We start from the raw sequence: 23,104 nt of genomic DNA, 5'->3' as shown, positions 1-23,104 counted from the left end.
TATGTTTGGACTTTTTAAATCAAAATCAAAACTGGATATCTTACAAAAACAGTATGAAAAACTTATGAGCGAATGGCATACATTATCTTCTATAGATAGAGCCAAGAGTGATGAAAAATATGCTGAAGCTCAGAAAACACTAGGCCAAATAGACGTTTTAAAACAAGGCTAAATGAAATTTTACCAACTCATACTTTTATTTTTAATCATAAACTTTGGAGGCTTATACATTGGTAATTTACTAATGAATAATGGCCCAACCTCTAGTTGGTACATGAATCAAAATTTAGCGCCTTGGACACCTCCAGGTTGGGTGTTTGGTGTTGCATGGACCACCATTATGATTTGCTTCTCAATATATTTAGCTTATCTCTTCGATTGGCAAAACTCCAAATTTTTATGGTTGCTATATGCGTTTCAAGTCGTATTAAATGTGAGTTGGAATTACATATTTTTCAATCAGCATATGACCCTTTCTGCATTGATAGTCATTGTTTTATTGCTAATTGTAATTCTGTATTACTTCTTAACATTTAGAGGAGAGTCTTTACAAACAATAAGATTTCTATTACTGCCTTACATTCTCTGGCTTTGCATTGCCATATCTTTAAACTTATACGTTGTTATTCATAACTAGATGAAACTTTATCAACTACATAAAAAGCAAAACCTTCCAATCTCAATAGATGAAGCTTGGGAGTTTTTATCGAGTCCTGCAAATTTAAAAACCATAACGCCAGATTATATGAGTTTTGATATTCTTTCAGGAGCAGATAGACCAATGTATCCAGGACAAATTATTCAATACATTGTAACTCCTGTTTTAGGGATTAAAACTAAATGGGTAACCGAAATTACTCATGTCATAGACAAGCAATATTTTGTTGACGAACAACGCTTTGGGCCATACGCATTATGGCATCATAAGCATTTTATAAAAGAAATTGAAGGTGGTGTTGAAATGGAAGACATTATAGATTACAAAGTGCCTTTTGGTTGGCTTGGGCAATTAGCACAACCAATATTAGTAAAGCCAAAACTGGAAGAAATTTTTGCATATCGAACCAAAAAAATGGAAGAATTATTTGGCTCTTATAAATGAAAGACACTATAAACATATTCTGGTTTAGACGCGATTTGCGTTTAGAAGATAATGTTGGACTTTTCCATGCATTAAATGCTAAATACAATGTTTTACCAATATTCATCTTTGATAAAGATATTTTAGAATCACTTCCTAAAAATGATGCACGAGTTACTTTTATACACAAAACTTTAAGTGATATTAATGACACATTAAAAGAAAAATTTGAAAGTTCCTTAGCAACGTTTCACAATAAACCTTTAGAAGTTTTTAAACAGTTAGCTACCAACTACGTTATCAACACAGTATTTACCAATCACGATTATGAGCCTTATGCAAAAAGGCGAGATAACGATGTGAAAGCTTTTTTAGAAACAAAAAATATAGATTTTAAAAGCTATAAAGACCAGGTCATTTTTGAAACCAATGAAGTTGTTAAAGATGATGGCACATCATACAAAGTATACACACCATATTCTAAAAAGTGGATAGAAACCTTACAAAACAATTTCATAAAAAATTACAATTCAGAAGAAAATTTATCACGATTAGTAATGGCTTCAAATCTTCCATTTTTAAGTTTGAGCGACATAGGTTTCGTAAAGTCTAATCAAACAATTGAGTCTTTTGATGCTTCAGATTCAATTATAAATAACTATGAAGCCACAAGAAACTTTCCTGCAAAAGAAGGCACCTCAAAATTAGGTCCTCATCTGCGCTTTGGAACGGTTAGCGCTAGGAAAATGGTGCAAAAAGCTCTAAAGAGTCATAATAATACTTTTTTGAAAGAACTTATTTGGCGTGAGTTTTTTATGCAAATTCTATGGCATTTTCCGCATACCATTACTAAAAGCTTCAAACCACAATACGATGCTATACAATGGCGTAATGATAAAGAAGAATTTAAAGCTTGGTGTGAAGGAAAAACAGGTTATCCATTAGTTGATGCTGGAATGCGTGAGCTTAATGAAACAGGTTTTATGCACAATCGTGTACGTATGTTGGTTGGTAGCTTTCTATGCAAACATTTATTGATTGATTGGCGCTTAGGTGAAGCCTATTTTGCTGAAAAACTACACGATTATGAATTAGCAAGTAATGTTGGTAATTGGCAATGGGTTGCTGGTTGTGGTGTCGATGCAGCACCTTATTTCAGGATTTTTAATCCTACTACTCAAATTCAAAAATTTGATAAAGACCATACTTACATTAAGCAATGGGTGCCAGAATATCAAGAACTTACATATACCCAACCCATTGTTGAACATAAATTTGCTAGAGAACGCTGCTTAAAAACCTATAAAGAAGCTTTAGATCAATTCTAACATTTTATTAATAGAATTGCGCTTCCTTTTTGTTAAATTTAGGTCTAACATAAAACTAACGTAATATGAACACACAAGAAGTAGCAAACAAATGGGTAGAAATGTGCAGAAAAGGTGAGAATTTAGAATGCATAGAACAACTGTATGCAGACAATGTTACAAGTAAAGAAATGCCTGGGTTTCCTGAAGCAATAGTAACTGGGAAAGCTAATGTCATAAATAAGAATAAAATATGGCTAAATAATGTGGAAGAGTTTCATAAAGGAGAAATAAGTGATCCAGTAGTTGTTGGAAATCACTTTACTTCAAAAATGGGTTTTGATGTCACTTTTAAAGAAAAAGGACGCACACAAATGGAAGAAGTATGCGTTTTTGAAGTAAAAGATGGAAAAATTGTAAACGAACAATTTTTTTATGATATGTAATGCGATACACTTATTAATATAATTAAAAAAGCTCCTAAAATTAGGAGCTTTTTTAATGTTTTAACTTATACTTATTTTGTCTTAAACTCTTTCAATCTTAGCACCAATAGCACGTAAACGTTCGTCAATACGTTCGTAACCACGATCTATTTGTTCAATGTTATGGATTGTAGATGTTCCTTTTGCAGATAAAGCCGCAATTAATAAAGAAATACCAGCTCTAATATCTGGAGATGTCATTGTGGTAGCTTTTAAGCTTGACTTAAAGTCATGACCAATAACGTTTGCTCTATGAGGGTCGCATAAAATAATTTTAGCTCCCATATCAATTAACTTATCTACAAAAAATAAGCGACTTTCAAACATTTTTTGGTGTACTAGTACTGAGCCTCTAGCTTGCGTTGCCACAACTAAAACAATACTTAATAAGTCTGGGGTAAAACCTGGCCATGGTGCATCACTCACGGTTAAAATAGAGCCATCAATATAACTTTGAATTTCGTATCCACTTTCATGAGCAGGAATATGAATATCATCACCTTGACGCTCAACGGTTATTCCTAATTTTCTAAATACCGTTGGAATTAATCCAAGATTATCCCAACTTACATTTTTAATGGTAAGCTCACTCTTGGTCATCGCTGCTAAACCAATCCAACTTCCAATTTCAACCATATCGGGAAGCATAGTATGCTCTGTACCTCCTAAACTATCTACTCCTTCAATAATGAGCATATTAGAACCAATACCAGAAATCTTAGCTCCCATTCTATTCAACATTTTACAAAGCTGTTGTAAATATGGCTCGCAAGCTGCATTGTAAATAGTAGTCTTGCCTTCGGCCAAAACAGCAGCCATCACAATATTGGCTGTTCCTGTAACAGAAGCCTCATCAAGAAGCATATAGGCTCCTTTTAGATTTTTAGCTTCAACACCATAAAAATGCTCTTCGCGATTATACCTAAAAGATGCACCTAAATTTACAAATCCTTGAAAATGTGTATCTAGTCTACGTCTTCCAATTTTATCGCCTCCTGGTTTTGGGATAAACCCTTTACCAAAACGACCAAGTAAAGGACCAACAATCATAATTGAACCTCGTAAACCGCCTCCATCAATTTTAAATTGCTCAGTTTCTAAATAAGGCAAATTGACTTCATCAGCTTGAAAACTATATGAGCCATGAGCCAATTTATTGACCTTAACACCTAATTTCTCTAAAAGCTTTATGAGTTTGTTGACATCAACAATGTCAGGAATGTTATGTATGGTAACTTTCTTTGGAGTGAGAAGAACTGCACATAAAATTTGAAGTGCCTCATTCTTTGCTCCTTGTGGTTGTATTTCTCCTTTTAATTGGTGACCACCTTCAATCTTAAATGTACTCATTGATTAATTAATAGCGTTTACGACCTCGGTTGTTACTTTTCTTTCCTCCAGTTTTTTTGGTATATTTCTTTTTAGAACGCATTAAACTAGTAGAATCGCTTAAATCTTCTTCGCTTCCACGTAAGTCAATTTTTCCATCAGATAACTCAAAAAGGTGATCAAAAATCACAACATCTTCAACGGTATCTTTGTTCCAGTTTAAGAAGCATTTTTTCATGTGATTAGCAATAGTATAGACTAATGCTTCTTTTAGTTCGCCATCTTCCCAAGTATTGGCAACATCAATCATGGTTTTAATATTATTACCATAAAAACGATATTTTGGGAAATTTTGCGGATAAGCTAAAGGCTCTGGTTTTGCCTCTAAAACTTCTTTTGATGGTTTTTCAAAAGGTGAATCGGCATCCAATTCAAAATTGGACATAATAAAAAGTTGATCCCAAAGTTTGTGCTGAAAATCTGGCACATCACGTAAATGTGGTTGCAAATTTCCCATAACCGAAATAATTGATTTGGCTAGTTTGTTACGCTCTTCTTTAGTTTCGCGCGTCTTAGCATAATTAATCATTTTTTGCATGTGGCGTCCATACTCTGGTATAATTAAATGTTCACGCTCTGTGTTGTACTCTAATTGATCTATCAAAATATTGTATTATGTATGTGTAGAATTAATAAGTTCTTACGAAGTTTTACTTTTGCCAAAGTACAAAAAAATAAACAATAGCAATTGCTTTTAATTGATTTTTGACACAATAATTATCTGCAAATTATACAACTTTATAACGAAATTACACCTTCAACATTGTTTGTTACTTCTATATACTTAGAAATAACTGCGTCTGGATCTTTCATAATCACATTTATTGAAACACTCGTGTACTTTCCGTTCTTAGATTCGATAGTATTTATAACCGCACCTGTATTGTCAAAAAGAGCTTCAATCTCTGCTATTTTGGCAAGATCAGATTTAACAATAAACTTATATAAATACTCCGATGGCCATGTAGCCGTTTCTAAAAGTTGTTCTTTTAGTTTCTTATAAAATTCTTCTGCATTTGGTTTACTCATAACCTTTTTTTTAAGCGGGACAAATATACGCTTTTAAATATTTTTTATTTCTGCATTTAATTACGATTTTTACTGAGAAAATCAATAGACTTTGGGTGTAAAAAAAATTATTATAACTGGTGGTCCAGGTACAGGTAAAACTTCTATTATTAATGAGTTATTGCGAAGAGATTTTGTATGTTTCGAAGAAGTGTCTAGGCAAGTGACCCTTGATGCCCAAAAAAAAGGTGTTGAGCAATTATTTCTAACCGACCCTTTATTGTTTAGTGATATGCTTTTAGAGGGTAGAAAGAAACAATTTCATAAAGCCTTAACCAATGATAGGGAATTTACTTTTATAGACAGAGGAATTCCAGATATAGTGGCTTATATGGATTTTTTAGGAACAAGTTATCCAGAGAGATTTATTAAAGCTTGTGAAAATCATACTTACGAACATGTGTTTATACTGGCGCCATGGCAGCAAATTTATGTGAGTGATAATGAGCGCTATGAAAATTTTGACCAAGCCGTACAGATTCATGACCACTTAGTAAATACATATTCTCGATATGGTTACGACCTACATGACGTACCCTTTGATTCAATTGAAAAGCGTACCGATTTTATACTAAATATCGTGAAAAAACTATAGTGTCTCATCCTATTCAAATATTAGAGAAATATTGGAACCATACTAGTTTCAGGCCTCAACAAGAAGACATTATTAATGCTGTTCTTGAAGGTGAGGATACGTTTGCGTTACTTCCAACTGGCGGCGGAAAGTCTATATGCTTTCAAATTCCCGCTTTGATAAAAGAAGGCATTTGTATTGTTATCTCTCCTTTAATCTCTTTAATGAAAGATCAAGTAAGAGCTTTAAAAGAAAAGGATATTAAAGCCATGGCATTAACTAGTGAATATAAATACGACGAGCTAAACACTATGCTCGATAATTGTATTTATGGTAATTACAAATTCTTATATCTCTCTCCCGAGCGTTTGCAACAAGACATCGTTCAAGATAGGATTAGACAAATGAATGTTAATCTTATTGCTGTAGATGAAGCACATTGTATTAGCCAATGGGGAAACGATTTTAGGCCAGCCTATAAAAACATTACGACACTCAGAGAATTGCAACCAACTGTTAATATCATTGCTTTAACGGCTACTGCAAGAGCTAAAGTAGTAGAAGATATTATAAAAAACCTTGATTTTATTAGTCCAAAAATCTTTAAACAAAGTTTTAAAAGGGAACACCTAGCTTTTATGGTTTTTGAAGCTGAAGACAAGTTTTATAAAATTGAGCAAATATTAAATAAAAATCCGCAATCATCCATTATTTACGCCAGAAGTAGAAAACACACTTACGAAATTCATACTTATTTAGAAAAAAAGGGGTTTCTAAGTACGTATTACCATGGTGGGCTTTCAAACAACGAAAAAGAATCGCATTTTAATCAATGGTTTAACAACCAAAAGCAAGTAATGGTCGCTACCAACGCTTTTGGAATGGGAATTGATAAAGCAGATGTGAAAACAGTTATTCATGTAAATCTTCCTGAGAGTTTAGAGAGTTATTTTCAAGAAGCTGGGAGAGCTGGTCGTAATAGTCAAAAAGCTTTTGCAGTTATTTTAAAAAACAAAGGAGACGAACAACATGTAAAGAATCAATTTTTAAAGGTTTTACCAAGTATAGATTTTATAAAATTGGTTTACAGAAAGTTGTGCAACTACTTTCAAATATCTTATGGCGAAGGAGAATTTACAACTTATGATTTTAATTTTAATTCCTTTTGTAAAACTTATAATTTCAACACTCACACAACATATAATGCTTTGCAGGCATTAGATAGGACAAGCATTATTCATTTATCACAACAATATCAAAATACATCTGTTATCATGTTTTTAATTAGTAGCAGTCAATTGTTTACATATTTAGAAAAACACCAAGATATAAGCATGATAGTGAAATCCATTTTAAGGACTTATGGTGGCGCATTTGACCAAGATGTAAAGATCAACACCGCAATTATTGCAAAGAAACTATCTTTACAAGACGACGACATTATTGATACTTTAGTTCAGCTAGAAAAGGATAATATTATTTCGTTAAAACTAAGCAGGACGGATGCTGAAATAACATTTCTTGAACCTAGAGAAGACGACAAAACTATCAACCGAATAACTAGAATTATAGAACAGCAAAACGAATTAAAAAAACAACAAGTAACTGCTGTTATTGATTATATAAACAATGACGCTATTTGTAAAAGCGTACAACTTCTCTCCTATTTTGGTGAAGAAAACGCAAAAGATTGTGGTATTTGCTCTGTATGCATAAAAAAGAATACAAAAGTATCTACGATAGTACTAGATACAGATATTGAAAAAATTATTTCGGTTTTAGCAGAAAAACCTTTATCATCAAGAGGCATTATTGAGATAACCAAAATAAAGGAACATAAAATATCTTCAATACTAAGAGACATGCTCGAAAATAATTTAATAGAACTTACAAATACAAATACTTACAAAAGAAAATAATTATGACGAATGATTTAAGAATTGTATTTATGGGAACTCCAGATTTTGCAGTAACCATTTTAAAATCCCTAGTAGAAAGAGATTATAACATTGTTGGAGTGATTACTGCTCCAGACAAACCAGCAGGAAGAGGAAGAAAACTACATGAAAGCGCTGTTAAAACCTATGCCAAATCTGTTGATTTACACATTTTGCAACCAACAAATCTTAAAAGCGAAGATTTTATTAAAACATTGAAAGCCTTAAAAGCTAATCTACAAATTGTAGTGGCCTTTAGAATGTTGCCAAAAGTAGTATGGCAAATGCCACAATATGGCACTTTTAACTTGCATGCATCGTTATTACCAAATTATAGAGGGGCTGCACCAATCAATTGGGCTATTATAAATGGTGAAACTATAACAGGTGTTTCTACTTTCTTTATAGATGAACATATTGATACTGGAGAAATGATTTTACAAGAAGAAGTAAACATTCTACCAAATGAAACAGCTGGTGAGTTACACGATAAACTTATGCACTTAGGAAGTGATTTAGTTATCAAAACTGTCGAGTTAATAAAAAAAGGTTCCGTTAAAACGATTCCACAACCAAAAAATGCTGAAATAAAAACAGCTTATAAATTAAATAAGGACAACTGTAAAATAGATTGGACAGACACACTTAATAACATCTATAACAAAGTGAGAGGCTTGTCTCCATATCCAGCTGCCTGGTGCTTATTGAAAAATGGTAATGAACAATTAAATGTAAAGGTTTATAAAGTTGAAAAACAAGAAGAAGACCACGATGATGAAATTGGAAAAATTATAAGCTCCAAAAAATATATGAAAGTAGCAGTAAAAAAAGGATATATAATTTTAAAGGAAATTAAACTCCCCGGAAAGCGAAAAATGGATATCATTTCGCTACTAAATGGATATTCATTTAATAAGGATGCTAAAATGCTCTAAACCCTTATCATTGCTGATAATTTAAAAAATTAGTAAAAAAAGCTTGTCTTTATTAACAATTGCATTAAGTTATCAACAAAAACACGTATTTCCCTTGCTATTACTTGTGTGAATGGATTTTACGTATAATTTTGTGTAGGATTTAACAAAAAAGTTAACCCAAATAATAAACAATTTAAAACTTAATTTTATGAACAAAACAGATTTAATCAATGGAATGGCAGAGAACGCTGGAATTACTAAAGCTGCTGCTAAAAAAGCATTAGATGGTCTATTAATTGACATTGAAGGAGCATTACAAAAAGGAAACAGAGTTTCTTTAGTTGGTTTTGGATCATGGTCAGTTACAAGAAGAGCTGCTAGAGATGGAAGAAATCCACAAACAGGAAAAACTATAAAAATCAAAGCTAAAAATGTAGTAAAGTTTAAAGCTGGATCTGATTTAAGTGACGCTGTAAACTAGAAAGTAAGCATACGTTTTATATTAAAAGGCTCGTTATATAACGAGCTTTTTTTAGTTTATCAATTATGGAAAATGTTGCTTATTAACTAAATATGTGTTAGATTGTAAGTGTAAACTTAGCAAATATGGTTAATCATAACCCAAAAAAAGGCCATTTACTCATTGCTGAACCATCTATTCTAGGAGATGTCTCTTTTAATCGATCGGTAATTTTATTGGCCGACCATAATGATCAAGGATCTATAGGCTTTATTTTAAACAAACCCTTAGATTATACTATCAGTGATTTAATTCCAGAAATCGAAGGCTCTTTCAAAATATATAATGGTGGCCCTGTAGAGCAAGACAACTTATATTTTATTCATAAAATACCTGAATTAATCCCTAATAGTATAGAAATATCCAATGGTATTTTTTGGGGTGGAGATTTTGAAAAAGTTACCGAACTCATTAACAACAACACATTAAGCGATAACGATATTAGATTCTTTCTAGGGTATACTGGTTGGGAGAACAAACAACTTGCAAACGAATTACTTTCCAACACATGGATAGTAACTACCAATGTTTATAAAAAATCTATTATTGAAAAGAATGATGTCAACTTTTGGAAAGAAAAAATGCTCGAACTTGGTGGTGAATACAGTATTTGGTCTAACGCTCCCGAAGACCCTAGTTACAACTAAGTCAACCTTACTTTTACATTCAATTTTGCTAACAAATTTTTTGAAAAATCTATTGTAAACTGTTTTTTCCTGTAATTAGTAATAGGTTGTATTCCAGAAATTATATTTGTTAAAAATAACTCGTCTGCCTTTTGTAATTCAAAAGGAGAGATGGATGCTTCCTCAATAGTATATTCAGGTATGAGCTTGATAATTTCTATGATTTGTTTTCTCATAACTCCTTTTATACATCCATCAGTTAGCGGAGGTGTTTTAACAATTTGCCCTTTTACTAAAAATATATTTGAATTTAATGCTTCAACAACATATTTATCTGTATTTAACAACAAGCAATTTTGTAATCCATTTTCGTTAGCATATATGCCTCCAATAACATTAATAAGCCTATTATTACTTTTTATTGTTGACAACAAACTAGGTGATATATAATGGTCTTTATACAAGTCTACTCTATATTCATTATCATTAAGTTCATAAAAATCATTTTGCAATGTCTTAGAACTAATTAAAAATGAAACTTCGTTGGTATTTGGTGTATACAAACCTTCACTATCTCTAAATACAATTAATTTAACCCTTACAGATACCTTTAGTTGATTATTATGCTCAACAAGTTTAAGAATTTCATTTTCAAGGAACTCTAATGTAAAGCTCATAGGTATTTCCATTCTTAAGATTCGCATTGAGGCCATTAACCTAAAATAATGATCTTCCCAAAATAAAATTTTTGAATGTGATACTTTAATAGTTTCAAAAACAGCATCTCCATAATTGAAACCTCTATTATTCACAGGCAAACTAGCATTTGCCTTATTTAATATATTTCCGTTAGTATTTACCATAAAAAAGTCCCGAATAAATCGGGACAAATATAATTTATTTAATGGGAATAGTTATGCTGAACCCAATACTTGCTTTAAATCGGAAATTTGATTTTCCCAAAGCATTTTGACTTCATCAATCTCGTCATCGTCAGCAAAATCTGTTACCATTAATGACACATCTTTAGTTATATCGTCAACTTGAATTCTAATTTCAAAATAAGCTGCATCATCTTCACCATTTTGCCATTTAAACTTTACACGCTCTCCGTTTTTTTTACTTAAAAGCTTAGCCTGTTCCTCACTATCATCCCATATAAAGGTAAATAGCTCGCCTCTTGAATTTACATTATCTGCAAACCACTCAGACAATCCTGATGGTGTTGAAATGTATTGATATAGTAATTGAGGTGATGCATGTATTGGAAACTCTAAGTCAATTTTTATTTTATCATCCATAAATTCTAAAAAAATTTAGATGGTTAATATATACATTAATTATTTAGTTTTAAAACTAAAAATTAAAAATATTTTTGTTGGGTTAATATTTGCTCTAAATCATTTTGTTTTTATATTTGCAGCCGCAATGATATGGCGAGATAGCTCAGTTGGTTAGAGCGTTGGATTCATAACCCAGAGGTCCCGAGTTCAAATCTCGGTCTCGCTACTAAATATAAAACCTGATACTAAGTATCAGGTTTTTTTATTTAAAGCTTCAAAGTTAACTTTCAAATTATAAAGCATACAAAAATTATCTAACAATACTTTTTGGTAATCGCGAGCTTAAATGCATTAAAATATCATACACTGAAGTACCAGTTACATCTGAAATATGATTTGGATGAATCTCAGTGTGATCTGGTCCTTCTAAAACTGCCACATCTCCTACTTCAACTTCTTTATTAATTCCAAGTTCAATTATAGTATGACTAGCACTTACAGCTCCAATAACTGGATACACTTTACCATTCACCAAAATTTTTGCTCCTTTAACAGCATTACGTATATAACCATCGGCATGTCCAATTGGAATTGTAGCTACCCATACTGGTTTTTTTGCAATATAATTGCGTCCGTAACTCACACTATCTCCAACACGTAGTTGCTCAACTCTAACAATTCTTGCCTTAAATCTATAAGCAACTTTCAATTCTGAAATCTTTTTTTCTTTCTCAAAATATGTAGGATAAGCACCATATAAACTAATTCCTGGTCTTACCATATCTAAAGCCGAGTCTGGAAAATGAAAAATAGCATTGGAAGACGCTGCATGTAGCTTACCTATATCAATTCCTTTTTTTGAAGCTTTATCGCTTAAGTTTTTTAGCCTTTCTAATTGAATTTTATCATATTCAGGGTCCTCGGTAAATCCCATAAATGCACCAAGAATATTAATGTTTTTACTTGAAGCAATATCTTCAATCCAAGGAAGAGCTTTATGATAAGGAATTCCCATACGACTCATTCCTGTATCAATATATAAATGAACATTCACAGGCTTACCAGCTTTTACAGATATTTCATCAAGTAGCTTATGCATTCCTTCATTATATATTGATAACTGTATATCATGGGAAACTAATGCTTCAAAATCTTTATCAGTTGTCATTCCCATGTGTAATATTGGCTTACGTATTCCAGCATTTCTAACAGCCAAACAAACGTCAGTTTTTACAGCAGCAAAACCAACAATTTCTGGCATTTCTTCTAATATTTTAGCCACATTTACATCACCTAACCCATAACCATTATTTTTTATAACTGCCATAATAGGCCTATTTCCTGAAAGCTTATATAAAGCTTTTACATTGTGTTTTATAGCTTCAGGTATTATTTCAATCCATGGATCAAATCTATCATTATCTATATCTAAGGAGACCTCTTTAATTAATGAGGCTTTAGAAGCAAAGGAGGGAAAAAGAACTATAGATGTTAATAAAGCGCCTGACTTTAAAAAAACTCTTCGTGTATTCTTCATTTTCTCGATTTAAATTAAGCTATTACTAATTAACAATATACAGAAAGTCTATTACCTATACAATATAACTGTATCACTTCATATATTTAAAATACACTAACTATTATTCCTACATCCATTATAAGTAAACAACTCATTTTTAGTATTTTAATTATTTTCATACAAAATAACATTGCATTTAATCGGATTTTTATGCGTTTTATGGATAATAATTATATATTAGCAAAAAATTTCTAAAAAACTTTAACCCTAAGTCTAATGAAAAAAATTACTCTTATTCCTATTTTATTAATGCTTTTTTGCAGTAATATTTATGCCCAAAATACAGCAAAACAAAAGGCAGAAGCTTATCTAGAATCTAAAGGAGAAGTATGTTTTACATTTAAAGCTAACTCAATTGAACAATTAGAAGAACTTTCTTCATTTTTATCTTTTGGACATAAACCAATTAAAAGAAACGAATTAATAGTTGAAGCTTATGCTAACGAAAAAACATTTTCAAAGTTTTTAGAGTATGGACTAGCTTACGACGTATCAAAAAATGATAATGAACTGCCATTTAATCCTCATGTGAGCAAATCATCTGAAAAAGATCTATTAATACAAACTGACAACTTAAGACGAAGAGCTGGTTGGGATACAACTTGGGATTCATACCCAAAATATTCTGAATATGTTGCAAAAATGAATTACTATGCAACAAACTATCCAACTTTATGTTCTTTAGAAAGCATTGGAACAACACAAAGCGGTAGAGAGTTATTAGTATTAAAAATTACAGATAATGTGTCCGTTAATGAAGGGGAACCTGAATTTTTCTATACATCTACAATGCATGGTGATGAATTAGTAGGTTTTCCGTTAATGATTAGGTTAATTGATTATTTGCTAACAAACTATGGCACAGATACTGAAGTTACCAACTTAGTTAACTCAACTGAAATCTATATAAATCCTAATGCTAATCCAGATGGATCATATAGATTAGGTGATACTGATGTAATTAGTAGCCCAAGAAGAGCTAATGATAGTGGTCAAGATTTAAACAGAAATTACCCTGATAATGTAGCTGGATTACACTATGATGGTACTTATGAAGACGAAACTATAGCATTTATTAATTATGCTAAAAGCAAAAATTTTGTATTATCTGCAAATTTACATGGAGGAACAGAATTAGTTAATTATCCTTATGATAATGCTTATGTAAGTCAATATACTCATGCAGATACTGATTACTTTGAATATATCTCTGTAGAATATGCTACCAATGCACAAAATAATAGTCCTTCTGGATATATGACAGCTGATGATGATTCAGATTATATTGTGAGTCCTGGTGTAACTCATGGTGCCGAATGGTACAGAGTTTATGGAGGAAGGCAAGATTTTATGAATTTTTATCATGGAGATAAAGAAGTTACTCTTGAATTATCAGATACTAAATGGGTAAGTGGTCCAAATTTACCTGCTCACTGGACATATAACAAGCAAGCTTTTTTAGACTTTATCAAACAAGCCAACTACGGAATACAAGGGTTTATAACTGATGAATCTGGAAATCCAGTTGTAGCTAAAATAGAAATTATAGGGCATGATAAATTGAATACATTTAGAATGTCAGAATCTGGTCTTGGTGAATACCAAAAATTAGTAAAAGGAGGTACATATAATGTTACTTATTCAGCACCAGGATATATATCTCAAACAATTTCTACAACTGTAGTAGACAATGCAACTACTATACAAAATGTAACTCTAGTAGCATCAACAGCGGCACCAACGGCTAGTGATGTAACTATTAATAGTGGAGAAACTGCATCTTTATCAGCTACAGGTTCAGGTACAATTAATTGGTATGAAAATATTGATGATACTACACCTGTATTTGTAGGAGCAAATTACACTACTCCTATCTTAACAGAAACTAGATCATATTTTGCTGAGGATGAAATTACAAAGGGAAATGTTGGCTCAACCGATAATACTGCAAATGGAGGCTTCTTTGCTGGTGGCACTACAGATCGTTATTTAGTTTTTGATGCAACAGAAATTGTTAGATTAAATAGAGTTACCATTAACGCTCAACAAGCTGGCGAAATTGAAGTGCAATTACAAGATAACACAGGTAAGGTATTAGATGCAGAAATTATTCTTGTTGAAAATTCAGGTATACAACAAATCGATTTAGATTTTTTAATACCCATTGGAACAGATTTAAGATTAGTAAGCGTCAACATGTCAACAGGTTTTAACTTACATAGAAATAATGCAGGAGTGAGCTATCCATATACTAATGGTTCCATTTCTATAAAAAATAGTAATGCAGGTACTGGGTTTTATTATTTCTTTTACGATTGGGAAATTGAAAATGTTGCAAGCCCTAGAAATGAAGTGGTTGTAACAGTTAATACTCCTTTAGGTGTTGATGATAATAACATACTCAACTTAACAAATGTTTATCCAAACCCATTTAAAAACTCAATTGATATAGAGTTACCTTCTAGTGTTAATAGCAATAATGTAGAACTTACTCTATACGATATTAGAAGTAGAGTAATTAATACAACATCAACAAATAACAACGGAAAACTTAGAATTAGCTCATTAAACAAACTATCACAAGGAGCATATTTCCTTAAGATAACTGATAACAATACTGGGAGAAATGTTATTAAAAAACTTATAAAAAATTAAGTTTTAAAACATATTTCCATTTAATAAAAAAGACGACTTAAATAAAGTCGTCTTTTTTATTGTATTATGTTAAGTCAATATACTTAGTAAATACCTTATAAAATAAGCCAACAAAAAATAAGTCTAATCTTACATAGTAGACTGCTTTATAACACAAAAAAACACACTAAATATTAATAAAATTGTATTGAAGCATTAAAAAAGAGTCAAATCGTTAAACCTTAAAAACTTGATAATCAATTATTTAATTTTAATAATTACCGTTTATCGATTTTATTTGCATTTCATGGAATACAAGTATATATTTGCTTAATATTTTAATTAGTCCCAAACTAAATTTAACCTCTTATGAAAAAAATTACTTTTTTAATAAGGTCTAGTATACTTATAATGGGTATGCTATTTTCAACAAATGCATTTACTCAAACATGTGTAACACCTGCAGTAACTACATATCCATATAGCCAAAATTTTGAATCTGGAATTGGAAATTGGACACAGGACACTAGAGCAATATCTGGAACAATAGGAGATAATTTTGATTGGACAAGAGACTCAGGAGGTACACCATCAAATAACACTGGGCCAGCAACAGGTAATGGAGACACATGGTATATGTTTATTGAAACTTCTAATCCTAGAGTATCAGGGGATATAGCAAACTTTGAGAGCCCTTGTTTTGATTTGTCAACCGCAACGACAGCTAATTTTTCATTTTGGCGTCACATGTATGGAGCAAATATTGGCAGTTTGCACGTCGAATTAAGTACAGACAACGGCACCACATACAATACTACGCTATGGTCATTATCTGGCGACCAAGGAAATTCTTGGGCACAAGTAAATATAGATTTAACCCCTCATGTTGGTGGTACTGTAAAAATAAGATTTAGAGGTGTTAGAGGGTCTAATTGGGCTGGTGATATAGCTGTAGACAATGTGGGCTTAACAATAACAACCGCACAACCAGAAATAGACATTTTAGGTAATGCTGTATCTATTGCAGATGGTGACACTACACCTTCACTAACTGATGATACTAATTTTGGTAATGTAGATGTAGCTGCTGGTACCAGCGCTAATACTTTTACCATACAAAATACTGGAACTGCTAGTTTAACCTTAACAGGAACTGGTCCTACTTATGTAGCCATTTCTGGTGCGCATGCAGCCGATTTTAGTGTTACAGCAAACCCTACAACACCAATTGCCACCTCAGGCAGCACTGCTTTTACAGTAACCTTTAACCCAAGTGCCGCTGGTTTAAGAACAGCTACACTAACTATTGCTAATGACGATGGTGATGAAAACCCTTATAATTTTGATATACAAGGCTATGGAACATCACCTATTCAAGAAATAAATATAACAGGAAACTCTGTAGATATAGCAAATAATGATTTAACTCCATCTTTACTAGATGATACAGATTTTGGCAATGTACACATAACTGGAGTTACAAACGTAAACACCTTTACTATTGAAAACACAGGAACTGTAAACAGCTTAAACCTAACTGGTATTTCGCCATATGTAATAGTTTCCGGAACACATGCAGCCGATTTTACTGTAACTACTATTCCATCAACTCCAATTCCAGCTAGCAGTAACACAACATTTGCAATAACTTTTGACCCTAGCGCAGTAGGGTTAAGATCTGCAACAATAACCATTGCTAATAATGACAGTGATGAATTTGCCTATGTATTTAATATTCAAGGAACAGGAATAAATACTGAGGCTCCTGGGGGTGTAACTTCAAATTTAGGACTATGGCTTAAAGGAACAGAGGGATTAGCTTATACAGATGGTCAACCCGTTAGTTTATGGAGTGACCAAGGTAATGGGGCAAATGCCACAGTAAACACTGCAGGTCAAGAGCCTACTTACAAAGATAACGCAACTGATAATATAAACTTTAATCCTGTTGTAGACTTTGATAACGACTATTCAAGTGTTGCGTTAGATGGTGACTACTCCTTTGATGATACAACAACAGAATTTTTAGAAGGGACTAGCGGATATTATTCTCAAGATGTATTTGTTGTACTTATACCAGACACAACTGTAAATAGTTCTTTTGGTAGTATGGATGTTTTTTGTGGTGATGAAGATTTTGCCACTAACGAAACCGATGCTACTGGTATTGGTCTTGGAGCTTATTCTGTTAGATTCTCGGGTGAAATTATATGTTACGCTCACGGTACTACAAATGCTGGAGATGGTTATGGTGTTGCAGAAATTGGAACAGGTAATACATATAGTAATGCTGGTATTATAAATGCAAGAAATAATTCAGGTGCTACTCAGCAAGAATTATTTTATAATGCTAACAATATAGAGACAACACAAAATGATGTTCCAGATTTTGCTAATGTAAATAACTCAAGATATTGGATTGGACGTAGTGAAGGCTGGGAAGCTAGTACAGATGCACGTATTGCAGAAATCATAAGCTATTCATCTAGAAAAAATGATGCAGACTTAACACAAGAACGCAACCGAATACAATCTTATTTAGGTATTAAGTATGGTATTACTTTAGGTGTAAATGGAACGTCTCAAGATTATGTTAATTCTGATGGTTCAGTGATATGGGATCAATCTGAAAATAGTGGTTATAATTATGACATTGCTGGTATTGGTCGAGATGTTAGCTCTGGACTTAATCAAAAACAATCTAGTAGTATAAATAATGCGACTGATGGTTCAGGACCTATTGAGGGCATATTAACCATTGGGCTTTCAGACATATATACTACAAATAATTTAAATAAATCAAGTAACCCTACAGAACTAAATGATAAAGAGTATTTAGTTTGGGGTAATAATGGTGCAGATTTAAACTTAGCAGCTTCAGTAATTAATGTCGATATGAGCTCTGGTATAGGTGGATTAACAACTCCTGTAACGTTTACTGGTATGCAACGTATTTGGAAAGTAGTAGAAAACGGTGGTGATATTCCTTCTGTATCTGTTAGAATACCACAAAGTGCCATTAGAAACATTTCTCCTCCTGGTAGCTATTTAATGTTTATTTCAGATACACCTGTATTTGATCCTACTGCCGATTACAGAGTAATGACTCCAGATGGAAGTGGAAACTTGGAAACAAATTATGATTTTAATAGTACAAAATATATCACTTTTGGTTATGCTCCTCAAGTAATTGTAGAACGCTCAATTTATTTTGATGGTGTTGTAGATTATGTAGATGTTGAAGACAACTTAGATTTAAACACATCTGCATTTACTATCTCTGCATGGATTAAAAGAGATACAGGTACAACAAATGCCTCTATTGTTTCAAAAAGAGATAATGCATTTACCGAAGGATATGATTTAAGAATAAATGCCACTGGAAGGCTTGTATTTACTTATAATGGAGGTGCAGTTACTTTAACTTCTTCTGTGGCTATTCCAGAAAATGAATGGCATCAAGTAGCAGTAATCTATAATAGTGGTACTGCAACTTTATTCATTGACGGTGTTGCAGATACTTCTGCATCATCTTTAGCGGCACCAGTAGCAACATCGCGAAAATTTCTAATGGCTGCTGCTGATGGTTACGATCCTAATACAACTGATTATTTTGCAGGAAATATTGATGAAGTAAGAGTATGGGACACTGCTCTTACACCTAATCAACTTAGATATATCATGAATCAGGAAATATCTAATGATGCTACTTTAGCATTAGAGTATGGAGATGTTATTCCTACTTCCATTACTAACAATGAAATAAGTGCTGTTCCTTGGGCTAGTTTAGCAGGATATTATCCTATGTCTGTATATACGTATACAAACACAAATGATTTGTCAGGTAATAATCACCAAGGTGCCTTAAGAAATTTAAATACTGTCGATTTTCAAACTGCTCCACTACCATACCAATCACAATCTAATGGTCCTTGGACTACTGATGCTACTTGGTTAAATAATGCTGTGCAAACGCTACCAAATGCTTTGTCTATTGTAGACGGAGTAACTCCTATAGATTGGAACATTGTAGAAACAAACCATAATATAACTATAGATACGTATGCTAATCTTGGACGCGAACGCTCTGTTTTAGGTTTAATGGTAAAAAGTGGTGATATACAAGTGAATGGTGATACCTCATTAGGAACTGGTAATGGACTAACAGTTACACATTATTTAGAATTAGATGGTACCATAGATTTGGAAGGCGAATCGCAATTAATACAAACTAATCTTAGTGATTTAGACGCTACATCTAGTGGCACACTAGAACGCGACCAACAAGGTACTGCCGATTTGTATACCTATAACTATTGGGCTGCACCTGTAGGTGTTAGTAATGCAACAACAAACAATAATAATTATACACTCCCTGATGTACTCAACGATGGAACAACTCCTGCTACACCTTTAGGTATTAGTTGGCTAACTTCTGGTTATGATGGAACTTCTGGATCACCTGTTGGAATTGCTGATTATTGGATATGGAAATATGCTAACCAATTGACCGACAATTATCCATCATGGCAACATGTGAGAAGTACAGGTTCATTACAACCTGGTGAAGGCTTTACTATGAAAGGAACTTCCAATACAGGTGGAGCTATATCAACCGAACAAAATTATGTGTTTAATGGAAAACCACATAATGCTGATATAACATTAACGCTATCTGCTGGTAATGACTATTTAATTGGAAATCCATATGCTTCAGCAATTGATGCTGATGAGTTTATTAAAGACAATATTAGTACAAGCTCTCACCCAGATGGTAGAGCTGGTTCAGACATCATTGATGGTACTCTATATTTCTGGGAACATTTTGCAAGTTCTACTCATATCTTGAGAGAATACCAAGGTGGTTATGGTGCATATAACCTTTCTGGTAGTACTGCTGCTATTAACAATGATACTCGCATAAATCATACTGGAGGCTTAACAAGTACTAAGGGTGCTCCTGAACGTTATATCCCAGTTGGACAAGGGTTCTTTGTCACTGCCGAAGACGGTGGTACAATTACATTTAAAAATAGTCAACGTATTTTTAAAACCGAGGCATCCGATCCTTCAATATTCATGAGAGCCAATAATGGCAAAGGCAAACAAAAAAATTCAACATCATCTTCTAGTAATGCTGATGATGATATACGCGAAAAAATAAAGCTTTATTTTGATTCTCCTAAAGGTTATCATCGACAATTATTGGTTACTGCTGATACTAATGCAACAGATAGTCAAGACATGGGTTATGATGCTCCTCTAATTGAGGATAACGTAGAAGACATGTACTGGACGTTTGACAGTAATAAATTCGTTATCCAAGGTGTTGGTGATTTTAATGATAATAAAGCATTGCCTCTAGGTGTGAAAATTGACGAAGAAGGAGATGCTATTATTAGAATTGACGAACTAACAAATATTCCTTCAAATAGAATCATCTACTTGCACGATAAAGAATTAGAAACTTATCACGATTTAGTTGAAAGTGATTATGAAGTATTTTTAACCGTTGGAGAACATCTAGATAGGTTTGAAATAGTTTTTAGTAGTAAAGAAGAAATTATTATCGAAGACGATATACCTACAAATTTTAATGTACACTACTCAAATAGTATAAATAGCATTATTATTATAAATCCGAATACCGAGGAAATAAAGAGCTTAAAAATGCTCAACATCTTGGGGCAAACTATTTATACCAATACGAATGTTCCTAATGATAGTTATACTGAGTATAAAATAGATAATTTACAAACTGGTACTTATATAATTAATATAGAAACTAGTAAAGAAATCATTACCAAAAAAGTGGTAGTAGAATAAGCTTATTTGCCTAGAAATAGCTTATCTTATTTTCTATATTAGTTAACTAATCTTACAAAGGTTCCTATAAATTAGGAACCTTTCATTTTTTAATAACTCAAAAAAATCATACAAATGAATGTAGATTATCGATATTATTTGCGTTTTGTCGATTTAACACCTATTATTGTACTGAAAGTCAAATAAATAAAAATGAGAACAAAACTACTTTTATTATTTCTGATTGCAGCAAGTCAAAGTGTAATCTCACAAACACCTATTACTTCTGGACCAGACTGGACAGTAACAAACCTAACTAGCAACTTTGAATTAAACTATCCAAATACGATAGTCTATATGCCTGATAATACTTTATGGATAACAGAGCGTGTTGGTAAAAAAGTAGTAAAAGTGAGTGCATCTGGAGGATCTAAAATCGAAATGTTAGATTTAACAGGGCAAGTGCACCAATCCGTATCTCAAGATGGTTTGCTAGGAATGACGGTTCATCCAGACTTGTATGCCGATATGAATACCACAACAAATAATTATGTCTATTTAGTATATACTTACGATGATGACCCTGGAGTTGGTGTTTCAAGAAAATTTAGAGTTGCACGCTACACCTATAATTCAGGTACAGGAACACTTAATAGTGGAAGCGCCTTCACCGTTTTTGATAATATTGCGGCTGGTAATGATCATAATTCTGGCAAAATTAAAATAGGCCCAGATTTAAAACTTTATTGGACAATAGGTGAATTTGGAAAAAATAGGACTGGAAATGCCTGTGATGAAATTAGAGCTCAATACTTGCCAACAAGTAGCTCAGATTATTCAGATTATCAAGGTAAATTATTAAGACTGAATTTAGATGGAACCATTCCATCAGATAATCCAGTATTAGATGGTATAAAAAGCCATGTCTATACCTATGGTCACAGAAATGCTCAAGGAATAGTTTTTGGATCTAATGGCATGTTATACTCTTCTGAACATGGAGACAAAACGGATGATGAAATAAACATTATTACAGCTGGTAAAAATTATGGATGGCCATTAATAGCTGGTTATAATGACGATTCTGCTTATGCATATTGCAACTGGTCTAATTATCCAGCCAATTGTGGTTCTTATGATGCAAATAGTTGTCCTGGCTCGTATATTGACGAATCTACATCTGCTGCTTCAATGACTGATTTCCAACCTCCAATTGGAACTTATAATAGTACTGTGGCAAGTGAACCTACTGGTGGTTGGCTAACATGGCCAACAGTAGCTCCGTCAAGTATAAATATATATGAAGGCGGATTAATTCCTGGATGGGGAAAATCATTATTTATTCCAACATTAAAAGCTGGAATGATTTTAAGAACAAAATTAAATGCAGCTGGTACAGCACTTGAAGATGGTACGTATGAAGAGTTTCATTCTGGAGATGAAAGATTTAGGGATATTGTAATGGACCCAGATGGAGTGACTTTGTACGCTATTACCGACAACAATAAAGGTACAAGTCGAGGTGTAATTATGAAAATGACCTACTCTGGAGTACTTTTAAGTAATGCAAAGCACAATATAACCAAGTTATCGTTAACGCCAAATCCAGCGAGCAGCAATGTAACCTTAACATTTAACGCGATAACTCCGAATCTTTCAGTAAACATTCAAGTTATTGATTTACAAGGAAAAGTATTAATGAAAGAAAACAATGTATCTAATAATAGTAACATAAATATTTCAAACCTGCCAAATGGATTGTATTTCATAAAAATATCAGATACAAATTCTAAAGAACTAAAAACCAAAAAGTTAATAGTTCAATAATAAGGCGACAATAAAAGTATAGTTCGTCGATTATTTTTGAGTTTCATAGAATTAACGCCTGTTATTGTTAGG

The 23,104-nt window shown here is 32.6% G+C and carries 19 protein-coding genes and 1 tRNA gene; 14 read left to right on the top strand and 6 right to left on the bottom strand.

What is annotated here, in order from left to right; translation table 11 throughout:
• The first annotated feature begins 1 nt into the window (after position 1).
• From HB672_RS08825 to HB672_RS08805, 5 genes are all read left to right on the top strand, one after another.
• Entirely contained in the window at positions 2-172 is a 171-nt protein-coding gene (locus HB672_RS08825) for a Lacal_2735 family protein (protein ID WP_167611132.1), read from the top strand.
• A complete protein-coding gene (locus tag HB672_RS08820) occupies positions 173-637 on the top strand; it encodes a TspO/MBR family protein (protein ID WP_167611129.1) in 465 nt (154 codons plus the stop codon).
• Positions 638-1,102, top strand: a complete 465-nt coding sequence (locus HB672_RS08815; RefSeq protein ID WP_167611126.1) for an SRPBCC family protein — start codon at positions 638-640, stop codon at positions 1,100-1,102.
• Positions 1,099-2,409, top strand: a complete 1,311-nt coding sequence (locus HB672_RS08810) for a deoxyribodipyrimidine photo-lyase (RefSeq protein ID WP_167611123.1) — start codon at positions 1,099-1,101, stop codon at positions 2,407-2,409. Before HB672_RS08815 ends, HB672_RS08810 begins: the two co-directional genes overlap by 4 nt.
• 65 nt (positions 2,410-2,474) lie before the next feature.
• Complete coding sequence (locus HB672_RS08805; protein WP_167611120.1) at positions 2,475-2,834, top strand: nuclear transport factor 2 family protein; 360 nt, start codon at positions 2,475-2,477, stop codon at positions 2,832-2,834.
• A gap of 81 nt (positions 2,835-2,915) precedes the next feature.
• On the opposite strand, the gene murA is transcribed toward HB672_RS08805, so the two are convergent.
• The 3 genes from murA to HB672_RS08790 form a co-directional block, all read right to left on the bottom strand.
• On the bottom strand, positions 2,916-4,223 hold the full coding sequence (gene murA, locus HB672_RS08800) for a UDP-N-acetylglucosamine 1-carboxyvinyltransferase (protein WP_167611118.1): 1,308 nt from the start codon (positions 4,221-4,223) through the stop codon (positions 2,916-2,918).
• A gap of 7 nt (positions 4,224-4,230) precedes the next feature.
• Positions 4,231-4,866: a DUF4290 domain-containing protein gene (locus HB672_RS08795; RefSeq protein WP_167611115.1), complete on the bottom strand. Its 636-nt coding sequence runs from the start codon at positions 4,864-4,866 to the stop codon at positions 4,231-4,233.
• Positions 4,867-5,000: 134 nt separating this feature from the next.
• Complete coding sequence (locus HB672_RS08790; protein ID WP_167611112.1) at positions 5,001-5,291, bottom strand: DUF493 family protein; 291 nt, start codon at positions 5,289-5,291, stop codon at positions 5,001-5,003.
• Positions 5,292-5,382: 91 nt separating this feature from the next.
• On the opposite strand from HB672_RS08790, the gene HB672_RS08785 reads away from it, so the two are divergent.
• The 5 genes from HB672_RS08785 to HB672_RS08765 all read left to right on the top strand — a co-directional run bounded on the left by HB672_RS08785 (position 5,383) and on the right by HB672_RS08765 (position 9,925).
• The gene (locus tag HB672_RS08785) at positions 5,383-5,925 is read left to right on the top strand and encodes an ATP-binding protein (protein WP_167611109.1); all 543 of its coding nucleotides are present in this window, start codon (positions 5,383-5,385) and stop codon (positions 5,923-5,925) included.
• Positions 5,925-7,823, top strand: coding sequence for a RecQ family ATP-dependent DNA helicase (locus HB672_RS08780; protein WP_167611106.1), 1,899 nt, complete (start codon positions 5,925-5,927; stop codon positions 7,821-7,823). Before HB672_RS08785 ends, HB672_RS08780 begins: the two co-directional genes overlap by 1 nt.
• 2 nt (positions 7,824-7,825) lie before the next feature.
• On the top strand, positions 7,826-8,776 hold the full coding sequence (gene fmt / locus HB672_RS08775; protein ID WP_167611103.1) for a methionyl-tRNA formyltransferase: 951 nt from the start codon (positions 7,826-7,828) through the stop codon (positions 8,774-8,776).
• Positions 8,777-8,966: 190 nt separating this feature from the next.
• Positions 8,967-9,239, top strand: a complete 273-nt coding sequence (locus HB672_RS08770; RefSeq protein ID WP_167611100.1) for an HU family DNA-binding protein — start codon at positions 8,967-8,969, stop codon at positions 9,237-9,239.
• 125 nt (positions 9,240-9,364) lie between these two features.
• The gene (locus tag HB672_RS08765; protein ID WP_167611096.1) at positions 9,365-9,925 is read left to right on the top strand and encodes a YqgE/AlgH family protein; all 561 of its coding nucleotides are present in this window, start codon (positions 9,365-9,367) and stop codon (positions 9,923-9,925) included.
• Here the strand turns inward: HB672_RS08765 and HB672_RS08760 are convergent.
• Complete coding sequence (locus HB672_RS08760) at positions 9,922-10,767, bottom strand: aminotransferase class IV (RefSeq protein ID WP_167612469.1); 846 nt, start codon at positions 10,765-10,767, stop codon at positions 9,922-9,924. The genes HB672_RS08765 and HB672_RS08760 overlap by 4 nt on opposite strands.
• 51 nt (positions 10,768-10,818) lie before the next feature.
• Positions 10,819-11,205 carry an START-like domain-containing protein gene (locus HB672_RS08755; RefSeq protein WP_167611093.1) on the bottom strand — a complete coding sequence of 129 codons (387 nt, stop codon included), beginning with the start codon at positions 11,203-11,205 and terminating at the stop codon, positions 10,819-10,821.
• Between the two features lie 134 nt (positions 11,206-11,339).
• Here HB672_RS08755 and HB672_RS08750 point away from each other — a divergent pair.
• Positions 11,340-11,413, top strand: a tRNA-Met gene (locus HB672_RS08750).
• Between the two features lie 84 nt (positions 11,414-11,497).
• On the opposite strand, the gene alr is transcribed toward HB672_RS08750, so the two are convergent.
• Positions 11,498-12,724: an alanine racemase gene (gene alr, locus HB672_RS08745; protein WP_167611090.1), complete on the bottom strand. Its 1,227-nt coding sequence runs from the start codon at positions 12,722-12,724 to the stop codon at positions 11,498-11,500.
• A gap of 258 nt (positions 12,725-12,982) precedes the next feature.
• Here alr and HB672_RS08740 point away from each other — a divergent pair, with 258 nt between their 5' ends.
• The 3 genes from HB672_RS08740 (at position 12,983) to HB672_RS08730 (ending at position 23,032) form a co-directional block, all read left to right on the top strand.
• The gene (locus HB672_RS08740; RefSeq protein WP_167611087.1) at positions 12,983-15,421 is read left to right on the top strand and encodes a M14 family zinc carboxypeptidase; all 2,439 of its coding nucleotides are present in this window, start codon (positions 12,983-12,985) and stop codon (positions 15,419-15,421) included.
• Positions 15,422-15,769: 348 nt separating this feature from the next.
• The gene (locus tag HB672_RS08735) at positions 15,770-21,226 is read left to right on the top strand and encodes a choice-of-anchor D domain-containing protein (protein ID WP_167611084.1); all 5,457 of its coding nucleotides are present in this window, start codon (positions 15,770-15,772) and stop codon (positions 21,224-21,226) included.
• Between the two features lie 192 nt (positions 21,227-21,418).
• Complete coding sequence (locus tag HB672_RS08730) at positions 21,419-23,032, top strand: PQQ-dependent sugar dehydrogenase (protein WP_167611081.1); 1,614 nt, start codon at positions 21,419-21,421, stop codon at positions 23,030-23,032.
• Positions 23,033-23,104: the final 72 nt, after the last annotated feature.

This window comes from Gaetbulibacter sp. S0825, assembly GCF_011777505.1.
GTDB lineage: Bacteria > Bacteroidota > Bacteroidia > Flavobacteriales > Flavobacteriaceae > Pontimicrobium.
Note: the sequence above shows the minus strand (reverse complement) of the source record. Positions and strands in the feature narration are given on the sequence as shown.

What these genes read in the sequence shown, in the direction of transcription:
- alr (WP_167611090.1), bottom strand. Translation starts at nt 12,724, where the DNA reads ATGAAGAATACACGAAGAGTTTTTTTAAAGTCAGGCGCTTTATTAACA.
- HB672_RS08805 (WP_167611120.1), top strand. Translation starts at nt 2,475, where the DNA reads ATGAACACACAAGAAGTAGCAAACAAATGGGTAGAAATGTGCAGAAAA.
- murA (WP_167611118.1), bottom strand. Translation starts at nt 4,223, where the DNA reads ATGAGTACATTTAAGATTGAAGGTGGTCACCAATTAAAAGGAGAAATA.
- HB672_RS08740 (WP_167611087.1), top strand. Translation starts at nt 12,983, where the DNA reads ATGAAAAAAATTACTCTTATTCCTATTTTATTAATGCTTTTTTGCAGT.
- HB672_RS08810 (WP_167611123.1), top strand. Translation starts at nt 1,099, where the DNA reads ATGAAAGACACTATAAACATATTCTGGTTTAGACGCGATTTGCGTTTA.
- HB672_RS08790 (WP_167611112.1), bottom strand. Translation starts at nt 5,291, where the DNA reads ATGAGTAAACCAAATGCAGAAGAATTTTATAAGAAACTAAAAGAACAA.
- HB672_RS08825 (WP_167611132.1), top strand. Translation starts at nt 2, where the DNA reads ATGTTTGGACTTTTTAAATCAAAATCAAAACTGGATATCTTACAAAAA.
- HB672_RS08730 (WP_167611081.1), top strand. Translation starts at nt 21,419, where the DNA reads ATGAGAACAAAACTACTTTTATTATTTCTGATTGCAGCAAGTCAAAGT.
- HB672_RS08735 (WP_167611084.1), top strand. Translation starts at nt 15,770, where the DNA reads ATGAAAAAAATTACTTTTTTAATAAGGTCTAGTATACTTATAATGGGT.
- HB672_RS08755 (WP_167611093.1), bottom strand. Translation starts at nt 11,205, where the DNA reads ATGGATGATAAAATAAAAATTGACTTAGAGTTTCCAATACATGCATCA.
- HB672_RS08765 (WP_167611096.1), top strand. Translation starts at nt 9,365, where the DNA reads ATGGTTAATCATAACCCAAAAAAAGGCCATTTACTCATTGCTGAACCA.
- HB672_RS08760 (WP_167612469.1), bottom strand. Translation starts at nt 10,767, where the DNA reads ATGGTAAATACTAACGGAAATATATTAAATAAGGCAAATGCTAGTTTG.
- fmt (WP_167611103.1), top strand. Translation starts at nt 7,826, where the DNA reads ATGACGAATGATTTAAGAATTGTATTTATGGGAACTCCAGATTTTGCA.
- HB672_RS08820 (WP_167611129.1), top strand. Translation starts at nt 173, where the DNA reads ATGAAATTTTACCAACTCATACTTTTATTTTTAATCATAAACTTTGGA.
- HB672_RS08815 (WP_167611126.1), top strand. Translation starts at nt 638, where the DNA reads ATGAAACTTTATCAACTACATAAAAAGCAAAACCTTCCAATCTCAATA.
- HB672_RS08770 (WP_167611100.1), top strand. Translation starts at nt 8,967, where the DNA reads ATGAACAAAACAGATTTAATCAATGGAATGGCAGAGAACGCTGGAATT.